Raw genomic sequence first — 25,158 nt, forward strand, 5'->3', positions numbered from 1 at the left:
AATTCTTAAATGTTTTTTCTAGTTTTGTAATCGGTTTCCATCAAAATTATTTAGGGGAGGATTTTTTTATGGATGCAAATGTTCAAAAACGCCTAGGTTTAAAAGAACTTGAGAGTAAAATTGTAACTGCTGAAGAAGCAGCAGCACTTATTTCTAATGGTGATGTAGTTGGGATGAGTGGTTTTACTCGTGCTGGGGATGCAAAAGTTGTTCCAATGGCATTAGTTGAGCGCGCAAAAAATGAAGAATTCAAAATTGATGTATATACAGGTGCATCATTAGGACCAGAAGTAGATAAGTACTTAGCAGAAGCTGGTGCCATTCGTAAACGTGGACCATTCCAGGGTGATGCGGGTATCCGTAATTTAATTAATTCTGGGGATATCTTATATGTAGATGCTCATCTTTCTCATAATGCTGAGCTAGTGCGCCAAGGAATTATCGGACCAATCAAGTATTTAATTCTTGAAGCGGTTGCTATTACTGAAGATGGTTTAATCATTCCAACAAACTCTGTAGGTAACTCACCTATCTTTGCAGAATATGCAGAAAATATTATTATCGAGTTAAATATCTCTCATCCAGAAGCTTTAATCGGTATCCATGATATTTATGTACCTGGAGAACAAGGTAAACGTGAAGCTATTCCAATGACAGATGCTATGCAACGCCTTGGTGATATTGGTATCAAAGTAGATCCAGCTAAAATTAAAGCAATTGTTATTTCTGAAGAGCCAGATGCTCCTTCATTAATCGTACCTCCAGATGAAGAAACACAAACGATGGCAAACATTTTATTAGACTTCTTCCGTGATGAAATTAAAGCGGGTCGTTTAACAAATCAATTAATGCCATTGCAATCTGGTGTAGGTTCTGTAGCAAACGCTGTACTTGATGGCTTTGCAGATTCAGAATTTGAAGATTTAATTGTTGCATCTGAAGTACTTCAAGATGCTGTATTTAACTTAATCGATGCTGGTAAAGTTAAATTCGCTGCTGCAACTTCAATCACACTTACTGAAGAATTACAGCAAAAAGTTTATGGTAATTTAGAAAAGTATGCTGATAAAATTTGCTTACGTCCACAAGAAATTTCTAACCACCCTGAGCTTATCCGTCGTTTGGGTCTAATCTCAATCAACACAGCTCTTGAGTTAGATATCTATGGTAACGTTAATTCGACACATGTTTCTGGTACTCGTATGATGAACGGTATCGGTGGTTCAGGTGACTTCGCACGTAACGCACGCCTTGGTATTTTTGTTACAAAATCATACGCAAAAGGTGGAGCAATTTCTTCTATCGTGCCAATGGTATCTCACGTTGACCATACAGAGCATGACGTTGATGTTATCGTTACAGAACAAGGTATTGCTGACTTACGTGGTCTTGCACCAAAAGAACGTGTACCTTTAATTATTGAAAACTGTGCACACCCAGATTACAAAGAACAATTATGGGATTACTATAACCGTGCAGTTGAAGCAACTGGCAACCACCAAACTCCTCATCTGTTAGAGGAAGCACTTTCTTGGCATGTAAATCTTGCTAAAAACAAAACAATGAAAAAAGAAGTTGCAAAAGCTTAATTATTACATTCTCTACGTCTAATAAGTTAATACTTATTAGACGTTTTTTTATACGTGAAAGCAAAAAACAAATGAGAAGTATTATCGATTGGAAGATGCTATAATAGGACTATATTAATCTTATTGACTATAATGTTCTATTTATCGGAGGAACCATGAAGAAATTTATCTATGCTATTATTTTCTTTTCGTTTTTCGACCTTTTTACCCAGCTTCCTGTTATGAGTACTTATGCTGAGTCTTTAGGTGCATCGGCATTCCTCACTGGTCTTGCAGTGGGCATGTATTCGCTTTCCAATACATTCGGTAATATCATTTCTGGTTTCTTAACGGATCGCAAAGGACCTTTCATCATACTCATAATAGGTCTTCTAACAACAGGTCTATCATTAACATTTTATAATTTAGTAGAAGAGCCTATTGCTCTATTAATTGTACGTTTTATCCATGGCCTTGTTGCAGGCTTCATTGTTCCTGCTGCCTTTACATTTCTAGCGAACGCTACAGAGCAGGAAAAAAGAGGTAAAGGCAGTGCTATTTCTGGCGCCTTTGTTGGTATTGCAGCCATTATAGGCCCTGCATTTAGTGGCATTTTAGCTAGCCGGACAAGTGTACCATTTGTTTTCAATATCACAGCAAGCTTTATGCTTCTGCTAGGTATCCTTGCGTTCTTTATATTGAAAGCAAATCAAGTAAAAAAAGAGAAGGCTAAACCAAGTAATTACATTCCGATCAGTGTCTTTTTTAATAACACAGGAACATTAAAAGCCTTTTTAGGAGCCTTTTTCTTAATGTTTTCTCAAGGGGTTATTGCGTATCTACTCCCTCTTAAAGTACATTCCTTAGGCTTCGACTCTCGTTTAAGCGGCACTTTAATGAGTACATTTGGTATTATTGCAGTTCTTGTTTTCCTATTACCAACTAATCGTATTTTTGATAAGGTTAATCCACTCAAAACATTGTCTTTTGGTATAGGTTTAATGGGAATAAGCCAGCTATTAATTAGCCAAGCAAATTCTAGCTCTTTACTCTATACAGCAATGGCTTGCTATGGGATCGGATTCGGTTTCCTATTCCCTTCAGTAAATTCGCTGCTAATTGACTCTACAACTGCTGAAGTACGAGGAAAAGCTTACGGCTATTTCTACGCGTTTTTCTCTCTAGGTGTAGTTATAGGCTCTTCTTTATTAGGTTGGCTATCACTTGGTACTGTCAGTGGCTTTGCATTTACTGGCTTTGTATTATTGCTCTTTGCAGGCGCAATTCTTATCCCACACAAAAGACCTTCTCATGCTTAGATGAGAAGGTTTTTTGTTTACTTTTCCTTTTCTTGAATTTCTTCATTATAGAAATGGACACCAGTATGTCCTCCACCTTCAGCTACCATTTCATTCGAGGCAATTTTAGTTGGTGAAGTACCAGCCTCTGTTGCTACCTCTGTAGCTACACGTTCTGCAATATTGTCATGCATATCAGGACCTGTAGTAAGATACGACTCTAATTTTGCTTTCATACTATTAAACATTGTTAGTGCTTTATCACGATTCTCTTTTTTACTGAAATAAGATGCTGCTAGTCCTGCTAATCCTGCAACGACAACACCTGTTCCTTTTCGTTTTGCCATAGTTTATAACCTCCTAAAAATATAGAAACTAGCTCTGTAGTATAGTTTTTCCCTATTCTTAAAAGAATAAACATTATTTTTTTATACCCTCTAGCATATATATTAATGTATGGATAAATACTTGCCCTTTTATCTAGTAAAAACCCCGTCAATCCATTGTAGTTCGTCTAGTTTTTAATGCAGACAATCACACTCTATTTCCTATTAAAGCCCAGTTATCGTACCCTTATTTTTAGCATTCGTCAAAATTTTGTAACTATTTATGATTATAAAAGGCAAGTAAAGGGAATTAATGAATTAATACTAAAATAGGAGAGTGGTTAAAATGAAAGATTTCGATTTAGCATACGATTGGATAGATATGGCTTCATTAATTGGCGGGGCTGGCTTCTTAACAGTACTAATTTATAGTGTCATTCTATTATAAGGAGCTATTTACATGATTTGCTCTAGCAATTAAAAGGCAATCCGCTTAATTAAAAGCAGATTGCCTTATTTTTTATTGTTTTACATCATTGTATGCATCTGACTTTTCAAATGCTGCCACCACATAGGAACAAACGGCCTTCATTTTATAACCATTTTCGCGTGCATACGATGCTGCTTGATCGAGTAATTGTTTGGCCACACCTTGACCACGGAGCTTATCAGATACATATGTGTGATCCATTACCATTACTGAGCCATTTTGCTGCCAAGTAATTTCTGCTAGTTTTTCCCCTGCTTGCTCATTCAAAAATGCAAACTTATTTTCTGCTAATTGTTGTAATTGGAATTCCATTTCTCACCACTCCTTTTATTCATAGTACCATAGCTTTTTATATTTTCACAAAATTTGTGTACGCTTCTTTTATCTAATCAGCGAAGCTATGTCCAGATATTCGGTTAGCTTTCCTATGTCGAAAACATCACACTTCAAAATCTTTCACTTGTTGAATAAAAAAGAATCTGTACACCTTCTCTAGCAAAGTGAGAAGGTATAACAGATTCCTTTCTATCAACTATAAATTTAGTTAAACCATGAAGAAATAGTATCTTTTAAATTAGCAAAAAAGCTTTTTACGCTTTCCCAGAAACCTTTATCTTCCATAAGTGAGCCGAATTTTTCTTGGATTGTATTACTGATATCATTTAATTGATCAGACCATTTACTAAAATCAATGTCCAACTTGCTTATTTTATCCATTAAATCCACTAGCAATTGACGGTCCTTTTCACTTAAATTAATTTCAAGCTTACTTAATTGCTCTTCTACAATTTTCTCCACATCTTCACGTGTTGCTGGCTTTAACTCTGCAATTTGCTTTTTAATTTCTGTCAGTAATTCCGCAACCTTTGCATCGTCTACCCCTGCAGATTCTGCAATGGATGTTGCTACTGATAATTCTTCGTTTGCTACATCTGTACGATCAATATCCAGTGTTTCCCCTGTAGTGACCTCATATGCCTTGTAAATACCTACTAATGCTGAATGCCCTGTAACGGCTTTCGGTGCAGCTACTTGTACGGATGCATCCTGAATTCCTGCTGTTAACATCGCATTTGCGTACATCTCTGAAGTTACCTGCGTTATATTTGATGGTGTGACAATTTGTATTACTAGACCCTCTCCTGCTTCTCTGCGTGTAATCTTTGCAGAAGAGTACATACGTGAGCTTGAATTACTATCTTTAATGTATTTTACTAGATCCTCACCAGACACAGTAATTTCTTCAATTTCAGGTTCTTCGCTTACTTTTAATGATTTTTTTACTGACTCTTTTTCAGCCTCAGATAAATTTGCTCCATACACGACGATCGGTACGCCTAGTTTTTCATCAATTGCTTTTGGAGGCGTATTGTCAGATGCAAATCCTGTTGCTGGTGCCATCACTCCAAATACTAACATTGTAGCAGTTAGTATTTTAATCCATGTTTTTTTCAAATCGTGTGACCCCTTTCGCTAAAACTTCATAATTAGCAAGTATAGTGTATGCCACTATACAATAATTAGTACGAAAAAAAGACGAGAAGGTTTCAAGGCTGTCTCTCGTCACTTTTCCTGTTGTAAATGTTTTGCTAGCTAGTCAAACAAACCATCCTTTAAATTTCTTCAGTCCAACCGTCCTGTTGTTTCACTTTACCAGCTTTCATTAACGTTCCTAAGGCACGTTTAAATGCCCCTTTACTCATATTAAACATTTCTTGAATCTCTTCAGGAGACGATTTATCACCAAATGGCATTTTACCGCCCACATCCTGTATATACTTTAATATTTGTTGCGCATCATTTGAAAGACGCTCATGTTTTCTTGGTAAAAGTGAGCCATTCATGGAACCATCGTCTTTTACATCGATAATACGTACAACTACATCTTGTCCTAATCGAGGCTCATTATTTCGCTCAGACTCATGCACAAAAATACGGTAAGGAACTTCTACACCTAGCAAAAATGTCCCGATCGGTAACAAACGATATGGGCGTGCTTGGATATTCTTATTGTGCATATCTTCAAATGCACCTTCATATAGCTCCGAAATTTTTTCCTCTGTGGCTAAACGACCAAATAAATCACCGTTACGATCTGTACGTAGTGTCATAAATAAATGATCGCCTGGTTCTGGCCATACCTCTTTTAATGCAGGTAAATCTTCTGCTCTTACTAATACTTCACGAGATGTACCAATATCCACAAAAGCACCTTCACGTTCCACTACTTTCAAGACACGTGCCCAGCCATATTCACCTTGTGTAAAAGCTGGAATAGCCGTTGTTGCAGCCAAATCTCCACGACGGTCTGCAAATAAAAATACTTCAAGGCGGTCACCTACTGTTAGTGGCTCTGTTACCTCTGAAGCATTTAAAGGTAGTTCTTCAACTCCATTTGTTAAAATCCATTTTGATGCTTGTTGCTCTAATACCGTTAATGTAACGACTTCACCTGATTTTAATGCGTTCATATTGTCTCCCTTTCCTTCACACCATCATTTTAAAGATTGTGCTGTGTCTTAGATGCCTCTAATTTTTTCACGATGTCTGGATTTTCTTCCATTACTTGCACAAGATCTGCAATACGATCGATTGAATTCCAACTTAAATGATGTTCAATTCCCTCTACATCATCATAAATACGTTCTTCATCCACACCAATCATTCGTAAAAACTGCTCGAGCAATTCATGACGCTGCACAAGACGCTTTCCGAGCTTATCCCCTTTAGGCGTCAATGTCAGTCCACGGTACTTTTCATAAACTAAATAACCATCTTTATCTAATTTTTGAACCATTTTTGTAACAGAAGAAGGAAGAACAGATAATGCTTCAGCAATGTCAGACACTCTCGCATATCCCTTGTTGGCAATTAATAAATATATTTGTTCGATATGGTCCTCCATACTAGGTGTTGGCATATCCTTTTCCCTCTCTTTCCTTTTCTTACTCTCTAGTTTACTACAAGCTTGGCTTAAAAGTTAACTGAAAATACATTGCCTAGAAAAACACTTCCTATACAACTTAAATAGAGCCTCTTCTATTAAGAAGTAGGCTCTATTTTGTGTCGAGGATACTTATTTACCACATGTAACGCATGAATAATCTCTTTATTAATACGCTCAATGTTTCCAGGAGTATTCATTTCTTTAAATGCCTCATCTCTAGCTTCCATAGATGTAACATACTTACTTGGCAATGCATTTAGTGTAAGTGCCACCGTGTCTAATTCACAGATTTCGCATTTACAAAATGTTTGATATTCTGGTCCTCGTAGTAAAAAGCTTACTAAACCACGCACAATTTCTTCTGTAACATTTACTAAAATAGGATCTGACATATTCAAACTTTCGCCTCATTTATATTTAATTGTTACATTACTCCTGAAACTATAATAGCCTTAAAAAAAGTCTTTTTCAAGAATCACAAGTAGCATCTATTCACATAAAATCCCTTGTGTCAAAGCAAGATTAATTTCCTACCTTTTCAGATTGTTCTACACCTTACTTACTACTTTTTTGCTCTAATTAGTCTTAATGAATTAAACACAACTAATAGTGTCGCACCCATATCGGCAAAAATTGCTATCCATAATGTTAACCAACCAGGTATGACAAGTAGCAATGCAATTAATTTTAAAACTAGGGCAAATATAATATTCTCTTTAATGATACGTAATGTTTTTCTGCTCAATCCAATAGTGTAAGGAAGCTTTGTTAAATCATCACCCATTAAGGCAATATCTGCTGTCTCAAGAGCTGCATCTGTTCCTGCTCCACCCATGGCAATTCCTACATTTGCAGTGGCCAATGCTGGTGCATCGTTTACACCATCTCCAACCATTGCTACAGCACCAAATTGTTTACGTAAATCCTTAATCGCCTTTAATTTTTCTTCTGGTAACAAGCCAGCGCGCACATCTGTCATCTTTAATGAAGTAGCAATGGCTTGCGCAGTAGGCTCTGCATCGCCTGTTAACATCACCATATGCTTTACTTTTAAGGCATTTAATTTGTTCAATACATCCTTGCTTTCATGACGTAATTGATCAGCAATTGCAACCAGTCCAATAAGTTGATTATTCGAAACAGCTGCTACTACTGTTTTACCCTGTTCTTGCAGATTCTTAACCTGACTTTCTATACTTTGATCTACAGAAGTTAATGAAGTAGCCCATTTCATGCTACCTACATAAATAATCTGATTATCAACGGTAGCATAGGCACCTTTTCCTGTTACTGATTGGAAATTTGTTGGTATTAGCTCAGATAATTTTTTATCGTGTAATCTATTTAAAATTGCTTTAGCTAAAGGGTGCTGTGACTGTTTTTCTACCGCTGCCACTAGTTGTAACACATAGTCCTCTGACCAGTTTTCAGTCGTTACGATATCTGTTACTGCTGGCTGCCCCTTCGTTAATGTTCCTGTTTTGTCAAAGGCAACAGCTTCAATATGTCCTAGCTGCTCTAAATGAACACCACCTTTGATCAGTACACCTTGCCTTGCTGCATTACCAATGGCTGTAACAATGGCGACGGGCGTAGAGACGACCAGTGCGCAAGGACATCCTACTACTAAAACAGCTAGCCCTTGGTAAATCCAATGCTGCCAATCACCTACTATTAAAGGTGGAATTACAGCTACTAAAAAAGCAATAACCATAATCGCTGGTGTATAATACTTTGCAAAGCGATCTACAAATTGCTGAGAAGGTGCCTTTTCTGCTTGTGCTTCTTCCACTAGATGAATTATTTTAGCGATAGTAGTATCTTCTACACGCTTTGTCACACGTACTTCAAGAGCACCCTCTTCATTTAAAGTCCCAGCAAATACTTCATCATTTACTGTTTTATTTACGGGAATCGACTCACCTGTAATAGCTGCCTGATTGACTGCAGACAACCCACTAATGACTATGCCATCCATCGCAATCTTTTGCCCAGGCTTTACAATCAAAATATCTCCTATTTCTATATCCTCAGTAGGTAACTCAACCTCATGGTAGTGTTCACCGTGGGCTCTTTTGATAATCGCTGTTGGTGGAGCAATATCCATTAATTGACGAATAGATTGACGTGCCTTATCCATTGAATACGCTTCAAGTGCCTCACTCACAGCAAATAAAAATACGACCACTGCAGCTTCTTCCCATTCACCGATAATAGCAGCTCCAATGATGGCGATTGTCATAAGCGTCTTCATATCAAATTCAAAGCGAACTAAATTACGGAAGCCTATTTTAAAAATACCCACTCCACCCACAAGGATAGCTATAATGAACATGGAAATCGGTAGCGGGCTCGATTCCCCATTCATACCCGCAAATAGATAACCTAGAATGACAAAAAGCAATGAAATTCCTGCTAAAACATTTTCCTTTTTACGATAAAAAGGTGTAGTATTTTCAAGTGCTTTTGCTGCCGATTGTGTAACCTTAATGCCATCAAAGGCACCTGCTTCTTCAATTTGGTCTACACTAATAGCACCGATTACTGTAATTTTAGAAGCACCAAAATTCACTTGTGCATCCTGTACTTCTGGTATAGCCTTTACGTTTTTCTCAAACTTTGCAGCACAACTAGCGCAAGATAAATTTTGCAATCTGTATTCTTGTTTAATTGGCGTCGTTGCCATTCGCAATCCCCTCTTTCGCATGTTCGTAGGCAATTGTTACAATTTGATATACATGCTCATCCGCTAAAGAGTAATACATTTGCTTACCTTTGCGGTGTGATCTCGCTAAATTATTATCTTTCAAATATCGTAAATGATGGGATGCTGTAGCAACTGAAGAACCAATAATAGTTGCAACATCACAAACACATAGTTCATCTTCCACCGTTAAAGCATAGGCAATTTTAAGTCTAGTTTCATCAGCTAACGCTTTTAAAAATTTGGCTACACCTGATAAATCAGGCATTTGTTGTTTCACCTTTGTGACTGCTTCTTCATGTACATGCGTCACCTCACATATTTCTTTCGGCATTTTTCTCACCTCATTCAAATATTCGTTTGATTGTATTCAATGTAACATATTATTCCATCATATTCAAACGAATATTTGAATGTTAGGATGTATATCCTTAAATAAAAAAGTTAGCGCACTTTCTGTACGCTAACTCTTTTATTACTTCGCTATTAATTGTAATGTTTTCCCTTTTATCTCTTCCTGTTTAATAAATGTTTGATGGTAATCACCATTTGCCCAATCCAGCACCTGATCTTGATACCAATCAGATTTTACATGACCACTTTGACCAGGACCAACAATATGATAGGCTGAGCTTAAATCACCTACATCCACCACAAAACGCCAAGATGCACCGTGATCTACATTACCAGCTAAATCATTATCTGCTGCTTGTACGGTAACTTTTGATCCACCAATAGGAACCTTTTTAGCATTAAAATAGGCTGCAAGAATAGGCGATGCGCTTCCTAGTGTATGGTCAAAAGTAAGCTGATGGTAATCACCCCATTGCCATTTCGAGGAATTTTTTCCGAATTGATCTTCTAATTGTGCAATTGTTAGCTCAAATGCCTTGTATATGGTTTCATCAATGCCACCCTGCTCCTCAATCCAAATGCTTTTCTCTCCTGAATAGGCTGTACGTAAGAGCTGGTCTGTAATATTAAACTTCCCATACATGATGCCATACATATCTTCAGGCATTTGATCTTTAAACAAAACTTCCTGTAGCTTAATCATTAATGTATGGAACACAAGTGGTGCACCTGATTCCTTTGCGTCTACCATATCCCACTTCTCTAGCATGGCCATAATCTCGGCATACTTCCCATCCTGATCTTTTTCTTTTAAAGATGTTAATAAATCAGGCAGAAATTCTCTTGCATAGAGGTTGTGCTGATCCATTTGCAAAGCCATCATATCTTCTACTGTAATCGCATCATTTGCATCTAACACTTCTTTAATTCTTTCGAAACGATAAGGTTGCGCCCAGAAATCAGTTATGTGATAAGGGTAGTCCTCTCCTATTACTTGGTTATTTGCCGTTGCAATAAAACCTTCTTTTGGATTTACTTGAGTTGGTAATTCACCCCATGGGATAAAGCCCTCCCAGCCATAGTCACTCGAATCACCTGGAACTGGTAATTGGCCCTCACCTTGCTTACGAATAGGTATTTGACCATTAGCTTTATAGGCAATCGTACCGTCTTTTGATGCAAATACAAAATTTTGTGCTGGCGCTTTAAAGTCTTCTAATGCTTTTTCGAAATCACTCCAAGTTTTTGCCTTATTAAAACCAAGCACTGCTCTTAGTTCAGCTGTCGGTTGTAGTGCTGTCCACTGCATCGAAAATTGTGCGGTTGGCTCTGTATCTTTAAAAGCTAAATCTGTCATTATAGGGCCGTGACGTGTAACAACGACTTCAAAATCTATCGTTTCTCCATCTTTTACCTTAATTGATTCGTCGCGCACCTCTGCTTGTTCCCACTTTCCATCGTATCGAAATTGTGTTGGATTATCTGGATTTGGTATTTCAATATATAAATCCTGTACATCTGGACCCACATTGGTTACCCCCCAAGCAATTTCATCATTATGGCCTAAAATAATACCCGGAATCCCTGCAAAGATAACGCCACTAACGTTTTGCTGTGGTGATTGCAGATGCATTTGATACCAAATAGAAGGGGTGCTTAACCCTAAATGTGGGTCATCTGCTAAAATAGGCATTCCTGATTTCGTTTTATCACCTGAAACTACCCAGTTATTACTTCCGTTAAATTCGTTTGGTAGCATTTCCGCACTGAATTGCCCAGCTACTGCTACAGGATTTTGGATATTGGCCTCGATAATCGCCGAAGCATTTTCTGGATATTTAATAAATAATTCTTTTGCCTTTTCTTCATCAAAATTCTGTAGTGCCCAATGACGAAAAGCTAACGTATTCCAATTTCCACCCAGATCATAGGCCATATATTTTCCAATGGTTAAGGAATCAACAACTGTCCACTCCTCAGGTTCATAGCCTAACAAAGCGAATTCATAGCTTAGTGTATTGCTTTCCTTTGCCTGTGCAATAAAAGCATTTACTCCTTCGGCATACCATTCAAGTACTTGTTTGCTTTCGTCATCATAGGCAGCTAATGATTTCTCTGCAGCATCTCGTAAGCTAAATGTACGGAAATGTTTGTCAGTATTAATCGTTGCTTCTCCAATAATTTCAGATAGTCGACCACTTGCCTGCCTTCGTGCTAAGTCCATTTGAAATAGTCTATCCTGTGCTTGGACATAACCTTGCGCACGATACAAATCCGCATCTGTTTTGGCAAAAATATGCGGAACCCCTTTTTCATCTCTCGTAACTGTCACATCCTGATCCAGAATAGTAACAGCTAATTCACCATCAATCACCGGCTTAGATTTATCCATAAACCATGTAAATCCAATAAAAGCCACAAGAGCCAAAGCAGCTATTATCCCAGCTATGACAATTAGCCACTTTTTCCAATTAAACTTTCTCTTCCCCACTGCATAACCCCCTTTTTGCACTATATTCCCGTACTACCTTTCCAAACCCGCTTTGTAACGCAAATTTTTTAGCGAAATTTCTTATTTTATGTATATAAAATTGTCTCTAAATACAAAATTTTATATTTATTCGCTATTAGAATAGTATAATCAATAGGAATTATGAAGGCTACTGAGTAATGTTAAAAATTCGTATGTTCATAGAGATATAATGATTCTATAGAGTATATTTTCTTTTATCTTCTCTCGTGGAGCGGACTTATATGGTGGAAGCGGGTTCCCATGTGATTGTTGCATCTACTCCTCACTTTGAAGGTACCCCCCTGGCATTGCCAAATCTTACATTTTTAAAAGTCACCTTATTAAGTTACAAATACAAAAAATCGTATTTCCATTTAGAAAATACGATTTAAGTACTAGCATTGTAATTGCAATTCAATTGGACAATGATCACTGCCCATAATATGTGGGTGAATTGTTGCGCTTTCAATTTGTTCCTTCAATTGATTGGATACAACAAAATAATCGATACGCCAACCAATATTACGTTCACGCACTTTATTCATATAGGACCACCATGTGTAGTGGTCAGTTTCCTCGGGATGCTTGTATCTAAAAGAATCTACAAAACCGCTTTCCAATAACGCTGAAAATTTTGCTCTCTCTTCATATGTAAAGCCCGAATTTCCAATATTAGATTTTGCATTTTTTAAATCAATTTCCCTGTGTGCAACATTTAGATCACCACAATAAACCACTGGCTTCTGACTATTTAGTTCTTGTAAATAGCTAGCTAAACGATCCTCCCATTGTAAACGTAATGGTAACCTCGCTAAATCACGCTGTGCATTTGGAGTATAAACATTTACTAAATAGAAATTCTTATATTCTAATGTTATAATTCTGCCTTCATCCTGAGAATCTTCGGCGCCCACCCCATACTTAATAGACAATGGCGTGTGTTTCGTGAAAATTGCTGTTCCAGAATACCCTTTTTTCTGCGCGTAATTCCAATACTGCTCATAACCTTCGATAGAGAGCTCAACTTGTCCAGCCTGACATTTTGTTTCTTGGATACAAAAGAAATCTGCATCTATTTGATGAAAGAACTCTAAAAAGCCTTTACCTAGACATGCTCGTATCCCATTAACATTCCATGATATAAATTTCATTTTATCCACACTCCTAAAAAAACGCCCTTCGGCTTATGCGAAGGGCATCCTATTATAGATCGTCACCAACAATTTTGACTTCCGTCTCTAATTCAACGCCAAATTTTTCTTTCACTACATGTTGAACCATTTGGATTGTCTTAATATAGTCTGAAGCAGTAGCATTTCCTTTGTTGACAATAAATCCTGCATGCTTGGTAGATACTTCAGCATCACCAACACCTTTACCTTGTAGGCCACTATCTTGAATAAGTTTTCCAGCAAAATGACCAGGTGGGCGTTTAAATACACTTCCAGCAGATGGATATTCTAAAGGCTGTTTTGATTCACGTTGGAAGGTTAAATCAGCAATCTTCGCATCAATTTCCTCCTGTACGCCAACTGCTAATTGAAATTCAGAGGACAGCACATAATAACCCTTTTTGGCAATAATGCTTTGTCGGTATCCTAGTTCAAGGTCTTCTTTACCTAGTATTAAAATGTCCCCTTCTTTTGTTAACACCTTCGATGAAACAATAATATCTTTAATCTCACCGCCATAGGCACCTGCGTTCATAGCCATTGCTCCGCCAATTGATCCAGGAATACCACATGCAAATTCAAAACCTGTTAAGGATGCTTGCGCTGATAGCTTTGATACATCTTTGATCAGTGCACCACTTTGAGCATACACATGCTGACCAGTAATACGAATCTCATCTAAGCGTGAAAATGTTACAACGATTCCTCTATGACCGCCATCTCGAACAACCATATTAGATCCGTTACCTAACATTAATAAAGGAATATTATTTATATATGCATAGCGAATAACGGATGCCGCCTCTTCTTCTGTTTCAGGAAGAACAAAAACATCTGCTTTGCCACCTAATTTTGTCATTGTGTATTGCTGTAATGATTCATTTAACTTAATATTGGCAGGATTAATACTTTTTGCTAAATCCATCGCCCATTGTTCTTTTGTCATGAGAGCTAATTCCTTTCTAACGTCCTTCTTACTCTACACCAGTATGGATTTACAACCCCAATTTGACAAGTAAAATGAAGGGTATTTTTATCTCATATTAAAAGACAGGTAAGACCTGTGCAGAGATGATGAATATTATAAAGAAAATTGACAGTCATTCCAAGTGTCGTTTTTAGGACACTATTTCATTGTATTATCTAGTAAAATAATCCATTCACCCTAGAGCCAACTACTTGCCCATGTTTCGATATTGCGGATAGCACCTTCAAGTGCCTGACCTTTATCTGTTAATGAATACTCAACGCGTACCGGTACTTCTGAATATACTTTACGTTCAACAAGCCCCTCTTTTTCAAGCTCCTTTAAACGTTCTGATAATAAACGTCCACTGACAGGTAGTGCAGATTCGATTTCATTAAAGCGCTGTGGTCCATCTAGTAATTGATATAATATTAACCCTGTCCATCGTTTTCCGATTAAATCCATTGCTTTAGCTAAACGAGGACACAAAGTTGTCTCATTCATAATTTTTCACCTCTATGTAACTATTGTAACGATTAATGCACTAAATGTAAATTTGAAGTAACTTATTTACGTAAAATAATCTATTAACTTTTATATATTTAATTACAAATAGTAACTCACAATTTCAATGTTGGACATATCTAACAAGGGAACATAAAATGTCTTAGACTAAACGCTATCTTAATAAAATGCACATATTTCCAATAATATGCCTATTCGATTTTAAATATGTTCTGTTTCATGTTCACAGATTACACTTTTATAGAGGGAAATACTTCCACATTTATAAAAAACTCATTGAATATGCGATTTGTTTACTTTATCATTCGTTGTAGAATGCTGTTTTAGGAGGTTTTCAAATGAAAAAATATGCTATTGATTTCAGTCATTCAACGATCGGGTTTTCCGTAAGACATATGATGATTTCTCGTATTCATGGTACGTTTGAATCGTACAGCGGTGAAATAGTTACATCCAATATCGAACAAATGCAGGATGCAAACATTTCTATCACGATTACAGTGGCTAGTGTCTCCACCAAGAATCATGATCGTGATGTCCACCTTGTGTCTCCTGACTTTTTTGATGCAGACGTCTATCCAAAAATAGTATTTACCTCTACATATATTGATAAACTTGATGATAAAAATTTTGCTATTCATGGGGATTTAACCATCAAAAACATAACAAGACCTATCGTATTTACAACAGTATATACAGGAAAAGGTGTGAATCCATGGGCACAAGAAGTTTTTGGCTTCCAAGCTAAAGCCCAAATTGATCGTCGTGATTTTAATCTAGTCTACAATACCTTTTTAGAAACAGGTGGTGTATTGATTAGCGATGAAATAGACGTGATAGTAGATCTTGAATTAAATCCTCTTTAAGTATTGTTCTACCTTAAAGAAAGGGAGGAATTTATGTTTTGGTTTGATAATGATTTTTTATTTGGCTCTGCTTTTATTACCATCATCTTCTTTATTGTTTTTGGGAGCATAGCCTTTATGATTGTAAACGGTATTATCACTTGGTCTAAAAACAACCGTTCACCAATATTAACGGTACCCGCTAAGGTTGTGACAAAGCGTACGAATATACGTGGGGGATCTAACAATACTGGGGCATCTACGTCCTACTACGTTACGTTTGAAGAGCAAAACGGAGAACGGCATGAACTAAAGATGAATGGCTACGATTATGGTCAGCTTGTAGAAGGTGATCTTGGCATTTTAACCTATCAAGGTACACGGTATCATTCATTCAACAGACATAAAAAAGGAGAGTAGCGATTATCGTTACTCTCCTTTTCCTATTCTTTTATTTAATTAAATATTTAGCAAATCCAGCTTCTGTATCTTCTAAATATTCAATACCACTACCTGCTGGTATGAACTTTTGTGCATCTTTTGCAGATAGGTAGATAACCTTTGTATTGGCTGGGAACGGTACAAATGACCAGTTATTATCCGCAGCTGGGTTAATTGTTTTATTCGCCATAATATAATCTACAACAGCTTGTCGATTTTCATAAGCATAGTTAGTTATGTTAGAGCCTTCTGCATTTTTAAATGTCGCCCCATATGATCCACCAACACGATAATTGTTTGTAATGATGATGAATTCTTGTTTTAAATCGATTGGTTTACCATTATATTGTACATTCTTAATACGATTTGCCTTTTCATCAGTAAGATTACCGCGGCGGTCATATTTTGCTGGCGATGTGACATCAATTTGATATGTTAAGCCATCTAACACATCAAAGTTATAAGAACGTGCTTCTGCATCGATAATATTTTGCTCTTCCGTTTTAGTCGGATCAATTGTTGCGAAAATACCAGCAGCCATCTCTAACCACTCGATTGCTTGTGCGCCTGTCACTTTAATCGTAGCAACAGTATTATCATAATGATAAATGTCGGCCATATTTTTAATAGCAAGCGGTCCTACAGGAATATTTGTATAATCTAATGGATTATTACGTGATCCTGCTTTGAAAGGTGCTCCTGCTGAAAGAATTGGTGTCTTTTCATCAGCCGTACCCTTTAGCTCTTGTTCGATAAACCATTTTTGAGCTTGTGTTACGATTTGAATGGATGGATCATCTTGCACCATTGAAAAATAACTATGGATTGGTGCAGTTGTTTCTCCAACAGGCTGACGGATATACGTTAATGTGCCATCATGTGCCTCTTTAATAGCCTCTAAAACCGTTGTGGATGGTTGTAAACCTTCTTGCTTGATCGATTGCAATGAACCTTTACCATCTACCACTACCCACTCAGATCCTTGTTGTTCTAGTGTTAAATCAATTACACCAAGATGACTACCATAGCTACCTGCCATAACAGTAGGAACACCATGAATTGTACCCTTTTCTTGGTCAACATCTTTCAAATCCTTATAGTCACCAGGGAATGTTAAATGAGAGTGTCCTGTAATTAAAGCATCAATACCATCAATTTCTGCTAATTGGTAACCAACATTTTCAGCACCCTTCACATAAGTATCTTCACCGATACCTGAATGTGACAGAACGACAATCACGTCTGCTCCAGCCTTTTGCATTTCTGGTACTACCTCTTTCACAGCTTCGACTGGCTCTTGCATTTCAACTTTACCTGCTAAATGAATGGCATCCCATTCAACAATTTTCGTTGGAACAATCCCTGTTACACCAACTTTAAGTGTATGTTTTTTACCTGAACTGTCTACCACTTCTTTATCAAGAATGACATAAGGTGTAAACATACGCTCTTTTGTTTTTGCATCATAGGTATTAGCGTTTACGACTGGATACTTTGCATCGTTTAATACTTCATCTAAAAAGTCTAGACCATAGTTAAATTCATGATTCCCTAAAGTTCCACCATCGTATTTCAATGCATTAAGTGCAGCAATAGCTGGATGAACTTCACCTGGCTTTAAAACACTTTCTAATGCTTTATATGAGCCAAGTGGTGTGCCTTGAATTAAATCACCATTATCAAATAGTAATGTGTTTGGATTTTTAGCTCTTGCTTGCTCAATTAGTGTTGCTGTATTAGCTAACCCAAGCTCTGATGATGGAGCATCTAAATAGTAATTGTAATTAGCTAAATTGGTATGAATATCTGTTGTCCCTAAAATCTGAAGATCAACTGATACACCAGTTGAAGGTGCTTTGTATTCTGCTACAAAGCGCTCCACAATACTCTCCATCTGTTCCTTTGTCACATAGTCACGAGGACGAATAGTATTATCCTCAAATGCTTGTAAAATGTTTGCTGCAACAGCATTCGCTAAATCTTGTTTATATGCCGTTGCAATTTGATCTGCATCCTTAAATTGCTCTAAAACTTTGAGGGAAGCGTTTTCACTAACAAGTCCACGAGCAGAGATAACAAATGCTTGCTGACGTGTTAATTTGTCATCTGGGCCAAATGTCGTTGCTGTTTTCCCTTTAATAAGTTTTAATTGAACAGCTTTTTCTACATAAGGTGCTAAATCCTTAGAGACATCGTTAAAGGCAAGCGAAGAGCCGTCACCCATCTCTACATCTAAATTTTCTACTAATTCTTTTACATAATCTGCGCGTGTTACATCATTGGAAGCAGCATCAGCAGAAATTCCAAATGGTATAAACGCGAAAAGGACTAGTAACGTCGCCAAGAAATTAGTTATTAATTTCTTATTCATACAACAACCTCCTTAATAATCTAGTATTTTCCTACAAATTCTATTATATTAAAACCATTCTAATTTTTACTGAATATATAGTCCTAATTATATGTATTTTTAAAAGAATGGTTAATTACTTTCCCTCCAAATCATAGATTTCTACCATTCTTTATTTTTCTATTAAATAGGATGTTAGTAAATGTAAATTCAAAATAATTAGTTACTGTCAATATGTCCGACCTCCATACCACACCATACATCTGTTAACAAAATAAAAAAAGCCCTCCCAAAATTGAGAGGACTTTTAATAAAAAATAATTTTTATGCATTCACAGTTTGTAGTGATTGAGCAACCTTTTTCACTTCTTCTAGGCCATTTGCAATAATTTCTTGCGCTTTATCTGGTGAAGCATTGTGACCTTCAATAATCACTTCTTCAATAACTTCCATCCCGAATACGCCACCTACTACGTTTTTAATGTAGTTTACTGACATTTCCATTGGTTGAGCTTCAGGTGATGAATAGTAGCCACCACGAGCATTTAAAATAATCGCTTTTTTGTCAGTCATTAAGCTAATTAATTGACCATTTTCGCCATATTTGAATGTGAATCCTGCTTGGTATACATAGTCAATAAATGTTTGTAAAGGTGCTGGAATTGTTAAGTTCCATAGTGGGAATGCAAATACAACTAAATCAGCTGCAGTTAATGCATCCATTGCTTTTTGTTTTGCAGCTAATAGACGTGATTCAATGTCTGTTAACTCTCCACCATTTTGTACTTTACCAAAAGCATTGAAAAGATCTTGTCCAAAATAAGGCATATCTTCTGCAAATACGTCAAAAGTTGTTACGTTGGCACCTTGTACATTTTCCATGAAAGTATCATACATTTTTGTTGAAATACCGTCTGGACGGTTGTTAGCTTTTACTACTAAAACGTTCATTATATAAAATCTCCCTTAAATTTCAAAATCTAATATCTCGAATTCAAGATATGTGTTTATCTTAAAAAATTTCATCTAAAATGTCAATGCTACTTGCCTCAGACTTTTGACTGAAATATTCTATCTTTCATCCATTCTAACAAGAGGAGTTGAAAGTCTTACTCCTCTCTCTAGTAAGCTAAAATTTACAGTTATCGTCTGTACAAATACCCGCATCACCTGTGCCAGCCATCTTTAGTGATGGTTGTAAGCCCTCTTCTTCAGCAACTTTACGCAATGTATCCTCAAATACCTCCTGCGGTTGTGCACCTGAAATACCATATTTACGGTTTAAGACAAAGAACGGTACCCCTCGTACACCAAGCTGGAGACCTTCTTGAATATCCGCTTCTACCTCATTTTTATAACCATCATCAGCAAGAACCTTTGCAACTTCTTCACGCTCTAGGCCCACTTTCTCAGCTATCTCTAATAAAACATCATCTTGACCGATACGCTTTCCTTCAATAAAATGACTGTGTAAAAGTGACTCCACTAGAGCTGTAACATCTCCCTGTTGTTCAGCCCATTTTACAAGCCGATGTGCTTTTAGCGTATTCTCTTCCATCAAATTGCTAAAATCGTAGTTTAGCCCTACTTCTTTCGCACGCTCTGTTACACCCACTGTCATTTCCTTTGCCTTCTCTAAGGACATTCCATATTTCTTTGCCAATGATTCATAGACAGTACTATGCGAATCTATTGGAGTAGTTGGATCTAGTTGGTAGCTTTTATAGACAAGCTCCACCTGCCCCGAATAGCCAGTATCCTCAATCGCTTTCTCTAATTGTTTTTTACCAATATAACAAAATGGGCATACATAGTCAGACCAAATTTCAATTTTCATTTCATACTCACTCCTTTTGCTACATTGTAGCGATAGTTGAAATCACAAGGCAATTTTAATGCCTCACTGCATAAATTTTCAAGTTCTTCTACATACTGAACACAAAAACAATGTGAGGTTTCTATATGACACAATCTCTTTGGCTTGCTACAACTGAGTCTGTCTCTTTATCTTCTCTTACTTCCTCAACAACATGCGATGTATGTATAATCGGTGGTGGCTTAACTGGTTTATATACTGCCTATACTTTAGCAAAAGCAGGTGTGGATGTAGTTCTTCTCGAAGCAAATACCCATTTTGGTCACGGTACGACAGGGCATTCAACAGGAAAATTAACAGCCCAACATAGCATTGTCTATGCAAATCTTTTAGAAAAATTATCTTTGGAAGAGGCACAGCTTTATTATCAACTGAATCAACAAGCCATTGATAAAGCTAGACAAATACTCCCACCAGACAGGGTTCGTTCGGTGGATTCACTGTTATACTGTCAAACAAAAGAAGGCTATGCACAATTATTAAAAGAATGGAATGCCTATAAGGTTTTAAACATTAAGTCTAACCTTACCTCTGACACAGAGCTCCCATTCCCTATTACAAAAGCTTTATGTATGACACAACAAGCACAAATAAATCCTGTTGAAGTAAGTAATTTTCTTGCGAAAGAGGCGCAGAAGATGGGCGCAAAACTTTATGCAAATACCCGTGTTCAGCAATTAAACATACCACAGAATAACTTATATACCGAAAAAAATATGTCGGTTCAATATAATAAACTTATTTTATGTTCACATTATCCCATTGAAGCATTTAAAGGGCTTAAACTTTTTAAATTATCCAATAGTCGCTCCTATATGGTTGCAAGTAAAACCTCTGAGACTATGCAAGGTCAATATTTATCAGTTGATTTTCCTTCCCGTTCGATACGGACTGCCACGATCAATCAGGAAAATTATTTAGTCTTAGGAGGGGCGAATCATATCGCTGGCGAGACCGTTCATACTGAGCCATATTATGAGGCCATTTCCAATGAAATGAAGGAGCATTTTGAACAACAGCCACTTTATCGATGGTCAGCCCAGGATATAGAAACACCTGATATTGTCCCTTATGTTGGGAGAATTACAAACTCCTTACCTAACGTATTGATTGCCACTGGCTATCGAAAATGGGGAATCTCCAATTCCTTTGTCGCAGGTGATATCTTATCGTCTCTTTTAACTGGCTCAAAGATTGAAGAAGGTGCTATCGCTCTTTATTCACCATCACGTACTAAATTCGGTGCCCAATTCATGCAAATGCTGAAAGTAGGAGGCTTTGTTGCCAAGGAATATATAGCTGGGTATATGAGGAATGCCACTGCTCCAACCTGTACTCATTTAGGCTGCAAAACAAAATGGAATGAAGCTGATGAAACATGGGATTGTCCTTGCCATGGTTCTCGTTTTAACGCTAAGGGTGAGGTGCTTGAAGGCCCTGCTGTACAGCCATTAAAACTTGATTAAAAAAAGAGGCTGTCTAAATAGACAACCTCTTTTGTATTTTTTATTTTAGAGCTTCTGTTAATACTGGTACAATTTGTTTCTTACGAGAAACAACACCTGGTAATACAACACGGTTATTGATAAGATCAGCACCGAATCCTTTTGCTGCTGCTTCTGCTACTTGCCCAATTGCAACAGCTGTTGAATCATTATTTAAAATGTCAGTCACAACGAAGAAGAATAGATCTAAGCCATTTTCTGCAACATTTTTATTGAGTAGGATTTCTAACTCCTCTTGACGATTAAGAACATCATTAACATCAACTGCATTAACTTGAGCTACAACAGATTTGTACTCACCAAATTGGAACTCTTTTGCATCTAATGATAATAAATCTTCTAATGATTTATCAGATAAATCAGCACCTGCTTTTAGCATTGCTAAGCCATACTCTGCAATTTCCACACCAGCAATTTTTGCTAGCTCTTCACCAGCTTTTACATCTTGCTCTGTGCAAGTCGGTGATTTGAATAATAATGTATCTGAAACAATTGCAGATAACATTAAACCAGCAATGTTCGCAGGTATGTCTAAACCGTTTTCGCTAAAAATTTTCTTAAGAATAGTAGCCGTACAGCCTACTGGTTCTGCACGATAATATAGTGGATCAGCTGTTTGGAAGTTGGCGATGCGGTGGTGATCAATTACCTCTGCAATTTGCACTTCCTCAATACCGTCAGCCGATTGTTGGAATTCATTGTGGTCTACTAGAATAACTTTGTCCGCTTCACCAACTACAGAAGAGATTAAACGAGGCGCTTCAAAGCCAAATTTATCTAATGCAAATTGAGTTTCATTATTAACATCTCCAAGACGTACAGCCTCAGCTTCTTCACCAATTTGTTGTTTTAAATAGGCATATACAATTGCAGACGTGATTGTGTCTGTATCTGGGTTTTTATGTCCAAAAACTAATACTTTACTCATTGAATTAATTCCTCCTAAAATGGCACTTACATTTATATTTTATTTTATCATACCTTATAGCCTGACAAGTGATAAAGTGAAACTTTGGAACAATTTCGCCTCAGCGTATTTGCCATTGACCTTCACTCTCGAAATAACATACAGGCTTAATTGCGGTTAACCTGTATTATGCAAATATAATGATAGCGCTCTAAATACATACTTTTCAAATAAGATATCTATATTATAACTAGCTTAAGCTGCTATGTATACTTTTAATAGGTCTAATTACTTCTATAAAATTCTCTATTTTTACCAACCTATTTTTAACATTCAATAGTAAAAATGCCTCTTTTTTATAAAATAATTAGTTTATATAGATATTTAGTTGGGTTTTCATATTTAAGTCATCATAATTTTATGCTATCATCAGGTAGTCTATATTTTTGGATATTCAGGAAATGGGGATTACGATGACGAAGAAGATAGAAAAAAAGTACATTCCTTTAGCTAACTATTTTGATGTAGCTTTACAACAAGAAATTACTTTATCCTTTGGTGAATTAGAAAACATTATGGGACAAGCATTACCGAACGCCGCCTACTTAAATAAAAGCTGGTGGAAAAAAACTAAGCCCCCTCTCTCACATTATTTATCATGGACAAATGCAGGCTATTATGTCATTGATGTTAAACTAGGTTCTAGTGTATCTTTCTCACGTACGCAAATGAAGTCTACCGAAAACAACACTTCTAATAGTGAGGAGAATTCATCTGCATACATAATACGAGGAATTGAAGCATCTGATGCTAGATCATTCATTCATTTGCAAGAGGAGATTTTTCAAGAAACTGACTTCATGTATAATGTTCAAAACGAGCTAGATCTCACTGTCCAACAACTTCGTAAAAATTTAACCTATTGGAAGCAATTAAAAAACCGTACTATACTACTTTGTGTACTAAACGGAATTTTTGCCGGTTATGCGGTTATTCATGGATATAAACAATCAAAAGCTAGACATGTTGCCTCTATTCGTTTAGCTGTGAAAGAAGAGTATCAGCAAAAAGGTATTGGCTCCGCACTGATGAAAGCTGTTGAAAGTTGGTCTAAACAACATGATATTTCCCGTTTAGAGTTATCTGTTATGGAGCATAACAATGTAGCTTTACACCTCTTTACAAAGCTAGGATTTCATCAGGAGGGCATTCGAAAAAATGCCATTAAATTAAATGATACTTATATTAATGAATATAGCTTGAGTAAAATTCTATAATTCACTTTTCCTAGATGTCTAAATACTATTTGGACATCTTTTTATATAGAAAATTTCAAAAAAATACGCATAGATAGTGTGTTTCAACAACTATCTATGCGTATTTACATTAAAATACCTGCTTTTCTCTAATAGCATCTAAGAATAATACATTACTTTCTACTTGCTCATACAATTGCTGATATTTATCATAGTGGTCTTTATCCTGGCTTATCATTTCCTCTATCAACGCATGCAAAAATGAAATCAAGACTGGGGCAATGTCTAGAGAAGAATGATTCTTGGTACCGAGGGTAAATAATGCACTGGCATATTCTCGAATAGGCGAAAATGCAGAACCTGTAATGGCAATAATTTTCACTTTCTTTACCTTTGCAATTTCAACAATCGTTTTAATATCCACAATCTGTTTATCAAAAGATAGTACAATTAAAGTCGTATGTTCGCCCATACTGTTTATTTGATTCACTAAATCATCTGAGTCTAAACGAAGCTGCTTAATATTAGCACGAAGTGTTTTCAATGTATTAGATAGCCAATTTGCAACAGATGCATTGTGACGAGTACCTAGAATATAGATATTGTCTGCTTCATGCATCCATTTTGAGCATTTTTGGATCTGCTGATCGTTAATCAAATGAATTGTTTCTTGAATATTTTGGCTATCTCGTTGCATCACCTTACCAAAGCTAGAATTAGTCAGCTTCTTAGCAGTATATGTAGGCTGTAGATTTGCACCTACATCTTGAGACATTATAAAGCCTCTAACTTCCTCTTGTAGTTCTACATACCCTGACAAATCCATAGCATAACAAAATCGAATCACGGTTGATTCACTTACATTAGCCAATCTGCCAACCTCTGCTGCTCCATTAGCAATCACTGTTGTGGGATTATCCATTACAAATTGTGCTACTTTACGCTGGCCCTTTGACAGCCTTACAAACCTTTTCTTTATATCTTCATGAATACTCATTCCTAACAACCTTTCTTTCAATGACCTTATCACGAACGGGAGATTGTTTCCTACTGACTCAAAATTCGATTAAAAATACAGTATCACGATTACAATTTGAATACAATGACTTTTCTGA

The 25,158-nt window shown here is 36.6% G+C and carries 23 protein-coding genes; 6 read left to right on the top strand and 17 right to left on the bottom strand.

Annotation, left to right across the window (positions count from 1 at the left end):
* Positions 1-68 precede the first annotated feature (68 nt).
* Entirely contained in the window at positions 69-1,589 is a 1,521-nt protein-coding gene (locus HXV90_RS20880; RefSeq protein ID WP_004232003.1) for a succinyl-CoA:acetate CoA-transferase ScpC, read from the top strand.
* A gap of 155 nt (positions 1,590-1,744) precedes the next feature.
* Complete coding sequence (locus tag HXV90_RS20885; protein ID WP_054549597.1) at positions 1,745-2,887, top strand: MFS transporter; 1,143 nt, start codon at positions 1,745-1,747, stop codon at positions 2,885-2,887.
* Positions 2,888-2,904: 17 nt separating this feature from the next.
* Here the strand turns inward: HXV90_RS20885 and HXV90_RS20890 are convergent, their stop codons facing one another.
* The 12 genes from HXV90_RS20890 to HXV90_RS20945 form a co-directional block, all read right to left on the bottom strand.
* Complete coding sequence (locus HXV90_RS20890; RefSeq protein WP_004232000.1) at positions 2,905-3,213, bottom strand: hypothetical protein; 309 nt, start codon at positions 3,211-3,213, stop codon at positions 2,905-2,907.
* Between the two features lie 499 nt (positions 3,214-3,712).
* Positions 3,713-3,994 carry a GNAT family N-acetyltransferase gene (locus HXV90_RS20895; RefSeq protein ID WP_009370656.1) on the bottom strand — a complete coding sequence of 94 codons (282 nt, stop codon included), beginning with the start codon at positions 3,992-3,994 and terminating at the stop codon, positions 3,713-3,715.
* A gap of 228 nt (positions 3,995-4,222) precedes the next feature.
* Entirely contained in the window at positions 4,223-5,137 is a 915-nt protein-coding gene (locus HXV90_RS20900) for a DUF1002 domain-containing protein (RefSeq protein WP_048394252.1), read from the bottom strand.
* A gap of 158 nt (positions 5,138-5,295) precedes the next feature.
* Positions 5,296-6,153 (bottom strand): CvfB family protein, encoded by an 858-nt coding sequence (locus HXV90_RS20905; RefSeq protein ID WP_048394250.1) that lies wholly within the window; start codon positions 6,151-6,153, stop codon positions 5,296-5,298.
* A 29-nt stretch (positions 6,154-6,182) separates the two neighbouring features.
* Positions 6,183-6,602, bottom strand: coding sequence for a transcriptional regulator MntR (gene mntR / locus HXV90_RS20910; RefSeq protein WP_004231993.1), 420 nt, complete (start codon positions 6,600-6,602; stop codon positions 6,183-6,185).
* A gap of 122 nt (positions 6,603-6,724) precedes the next feature.
* A complete protein-coding gene (locus tag HXV90_RS20915; protein ID WP_369700627.1) occupies positions 6,725-7,021 on the bottom strand; it encodes a late competence development ComFB family protein in 297 nt (98 codons plus the stop codon).
* Positions 7,022-7,191: 170 nt separating this feature from the next.
* Positions 7,192-9,315, bottom strand: a complete 2,124-nt coding sequence (locus HXV90_RS20920) for a heavy metal translocating P-type ATPase (RefSeq protein WP_054549599.1) — start codon at positions 9,313-9,315, stop codon at positions 7,192-7,194.
* Positions 9,296-9,667 carry an ArsR/SmtB family transcription factor gene (locus HXV90_RS20925; protein ID WP_269897926.1) on the bottom strand — a complete coding sequence of 124 codons (372 nt, stop codon included), beginning with the start codon at positions 9,665-9,667 and terminating at the stop codon, positions 9,296-9,298. The genes HXV90_RS20920 and HXV90_RS20925 overlap by 20 nt, the downstream gene beginning before the upstream one ends.
* 141 nt (positions 9,668-9,808) lie before the next feature.
* Positions 9,809-12,178: a penicillin acylase family protein gene (locus tag HXV90_RS20930; protein ID WP_269897927.1), complete on the bottom strand. Its 2,370-nt coding sequence runs from the start codon at positions 12,176-12,178 to the stop codon at positions 9,809-9,811.
* A 416-nt stretch (positions 12,179-12,594) separates the two neighbouring features.
* Entirely contained in the window at positions 12,595-13,350 is a 756-nt protein-coding gene (locus tag HXV90_RS20935; RefSeq protein WP_269897928.1) for an exodeoxyribonuclease III, read from the bottom strand.
* A gap of 52 nt (positions 13,351-13,402) precedes the next feature.
* Positions 13,403-14,317, bottom strand: coding sequence for a UDP-N-acetylmuramate dehydrogenase (murB, locus tag HXV90_RS20940; protein ID WP_269897929.1), 915 nt, complete (start codon positions 14,315-14,317; stop codon positions 13,403-13,405).
* Between the two features lie 219 nt (positions 14,318-14,536).
* Complete coding sequence (locus HXV90_RS20945) at positions 14,537-14,842, bottom strand: winged helix-turn-helix transcriptional regulator (RefSeq protein ID WP_004231981.1); 306 nt, start codon at positions 14,840-14,842, stop codon at positions 14,537-14,539.
* A gap of 359 nt (positions 14,843-15,201) precedes the next feature.
* On the opposite strand from HXV90_RS20945, the gene HXV90_RS20950 reads away from it, so the two are divergent.
* A complete protein-coding gene (locus HXV90_RS20950; protein ID WP_048394236.1) occupies positions 15,202-15,729 on the top strand; it encodes a YceI family protein in 528 nt (175 codons plus the stop codon).
* A 33-nt stretch (positions 15,730-15,762) separates the two neighbouring features.
* The gene (locus HXV90_RS20955) at positions 15,763-16,128 is read left to right on the top strand and encodes a DUF2500 domain-containing protein (protein WP_004231978.1); all 366 of its coding nucleotides are present in this window, start codon (positions 15,763-15,765) and stop codon (positions 16,126-16,128) included.
* A 31-nt stretch (positions 16,129-16,159) separates the two neighbouring features.
* On the opposite strand, the gene HXV90_RS20960 is transcribed toward HXV90_RS20955, so the two are convergent.
* The 3 genes from HXV90_RS20960 to HXV90_RS20970 form a co-directional block, all read right to left on the bottom strand.
* Positions 16,160-18,520 carry a bifunctional 2',3'-cyclic-nucleotide 2'-phosphodiesterase/3'-nucleotidase gene (locus HXV90_RS20960; RefSeq protein ID WP_269897930.1) on the bottom strand — a complete coding sequence of 787 codons (2,361 nt, stop codon included), beginning with the start codon at positions 18,518-18,520 and terminating at the stop codon, positions 16,160-16,162.
* A 303-nt stretch (positions 18,521-18,823) separates the two neighbouring features.
* The gene (locus HXV90_RS20965; RefSeq protein WP_048394231.1) at positions 18,824-19,450 is read right to left on the bottom strand and encodes an FMN-dependent NADH-azoreductase; all 627 of its coding nucleotides are present in this window, start codon (positions 19,448-19,450) and stop codon (positions 18,824-18,826) included.
* 178 nt (positions 19,451-19,628) lie between these two features.
* Positions 19,629-20,336 (bottom strand): DsbA family oxidoreductase, encoded by a 708-nt coding sequence (locus HXV90_RS20970; RefSeq protein ID WP_269897931.1) that lies wholly within the window; start codon positions 20,334-20,336, stop codon positions 19,629-19,631.
* 125 nt (positions 20,337-20,461) lie between these two features.
* Between HXV90_RS20970 and HXV90_RS20975 the strand changes: the two genes are divergently transcribed.
* The gene (locus HXV90_RS20975) at positions 20,462-21,841 is read left to right on the top strand and encodes an FAD-dependent oxidoreductase (protein WP_066038018.1); all 1,380 of its coding nucleotides are present in this window, start codon (positions 20,462-20,464) and stop codon (positions 21,839-21,841) included.
* A gap of 40 nt (positions 21,842-21,881) precedes the next feature.
* Here the strand turns inward: HXV90_RS20975 and HXV90_RS20980 are convergent, their stop codons facing one another.
* Positions 21,882-22,808, bottom strand: coding sequence for a manganese-dependent inorganic pyrophosphatase (locus HXV90_RS20980; RefSeq protein ID WP_054549605.1), 927 nt, complete (start codon positions 22,806-22,808; stop codon positions 21,882-21,884).
* A 452-nt stretch (positions 22,809-23,260) separates the two neighbouring features.
* On the opposite strand from HXV90_RS20980, the gene HXV90_RS20985 reads away from it, so the two are divergent.
* Positions 23,261-24,064: a GNAT family N-acetyltransferase gene (locus HXV90_RS20985; protein WP_048394306.1), complete on the top strand. Its 804-nt coding sequence runs from the start codon at positions 23,261-23,263 to the stop codon at positions 24,062-24,064.
* A 109-nt stretch (positions 24,065-24,173) separates the two neighbouring features.
* Here HXV90_RS20985 and HXV90_RS20990 read toward each other — a convergent pair whose 3' ends face one another.
* Positions 24,174-25,040, bottom strand: a complete 867-nt coding sequence (locus HXV90_RS20990; RefSeq protein ID WP_066038016.1) for a MurR/RpiR family transcriptional regulator — start codon at positions 25,038-25,040, stop codon at positions 24,174-24,176.
* Between the last annotated feature and the right edge of the window lie 118 nt (positions 25,041-25,158).

It is taken from the genome of Lysinibacillus sp. JK80 (assembly GCF_027557635.1).
Classification (GTDB): domain Bacteria; phylum Bacillota; class Bacilli; order Bacillales_A; family Planococcaceae; genus Lysinibacillus; species Lysinibacillus capsici.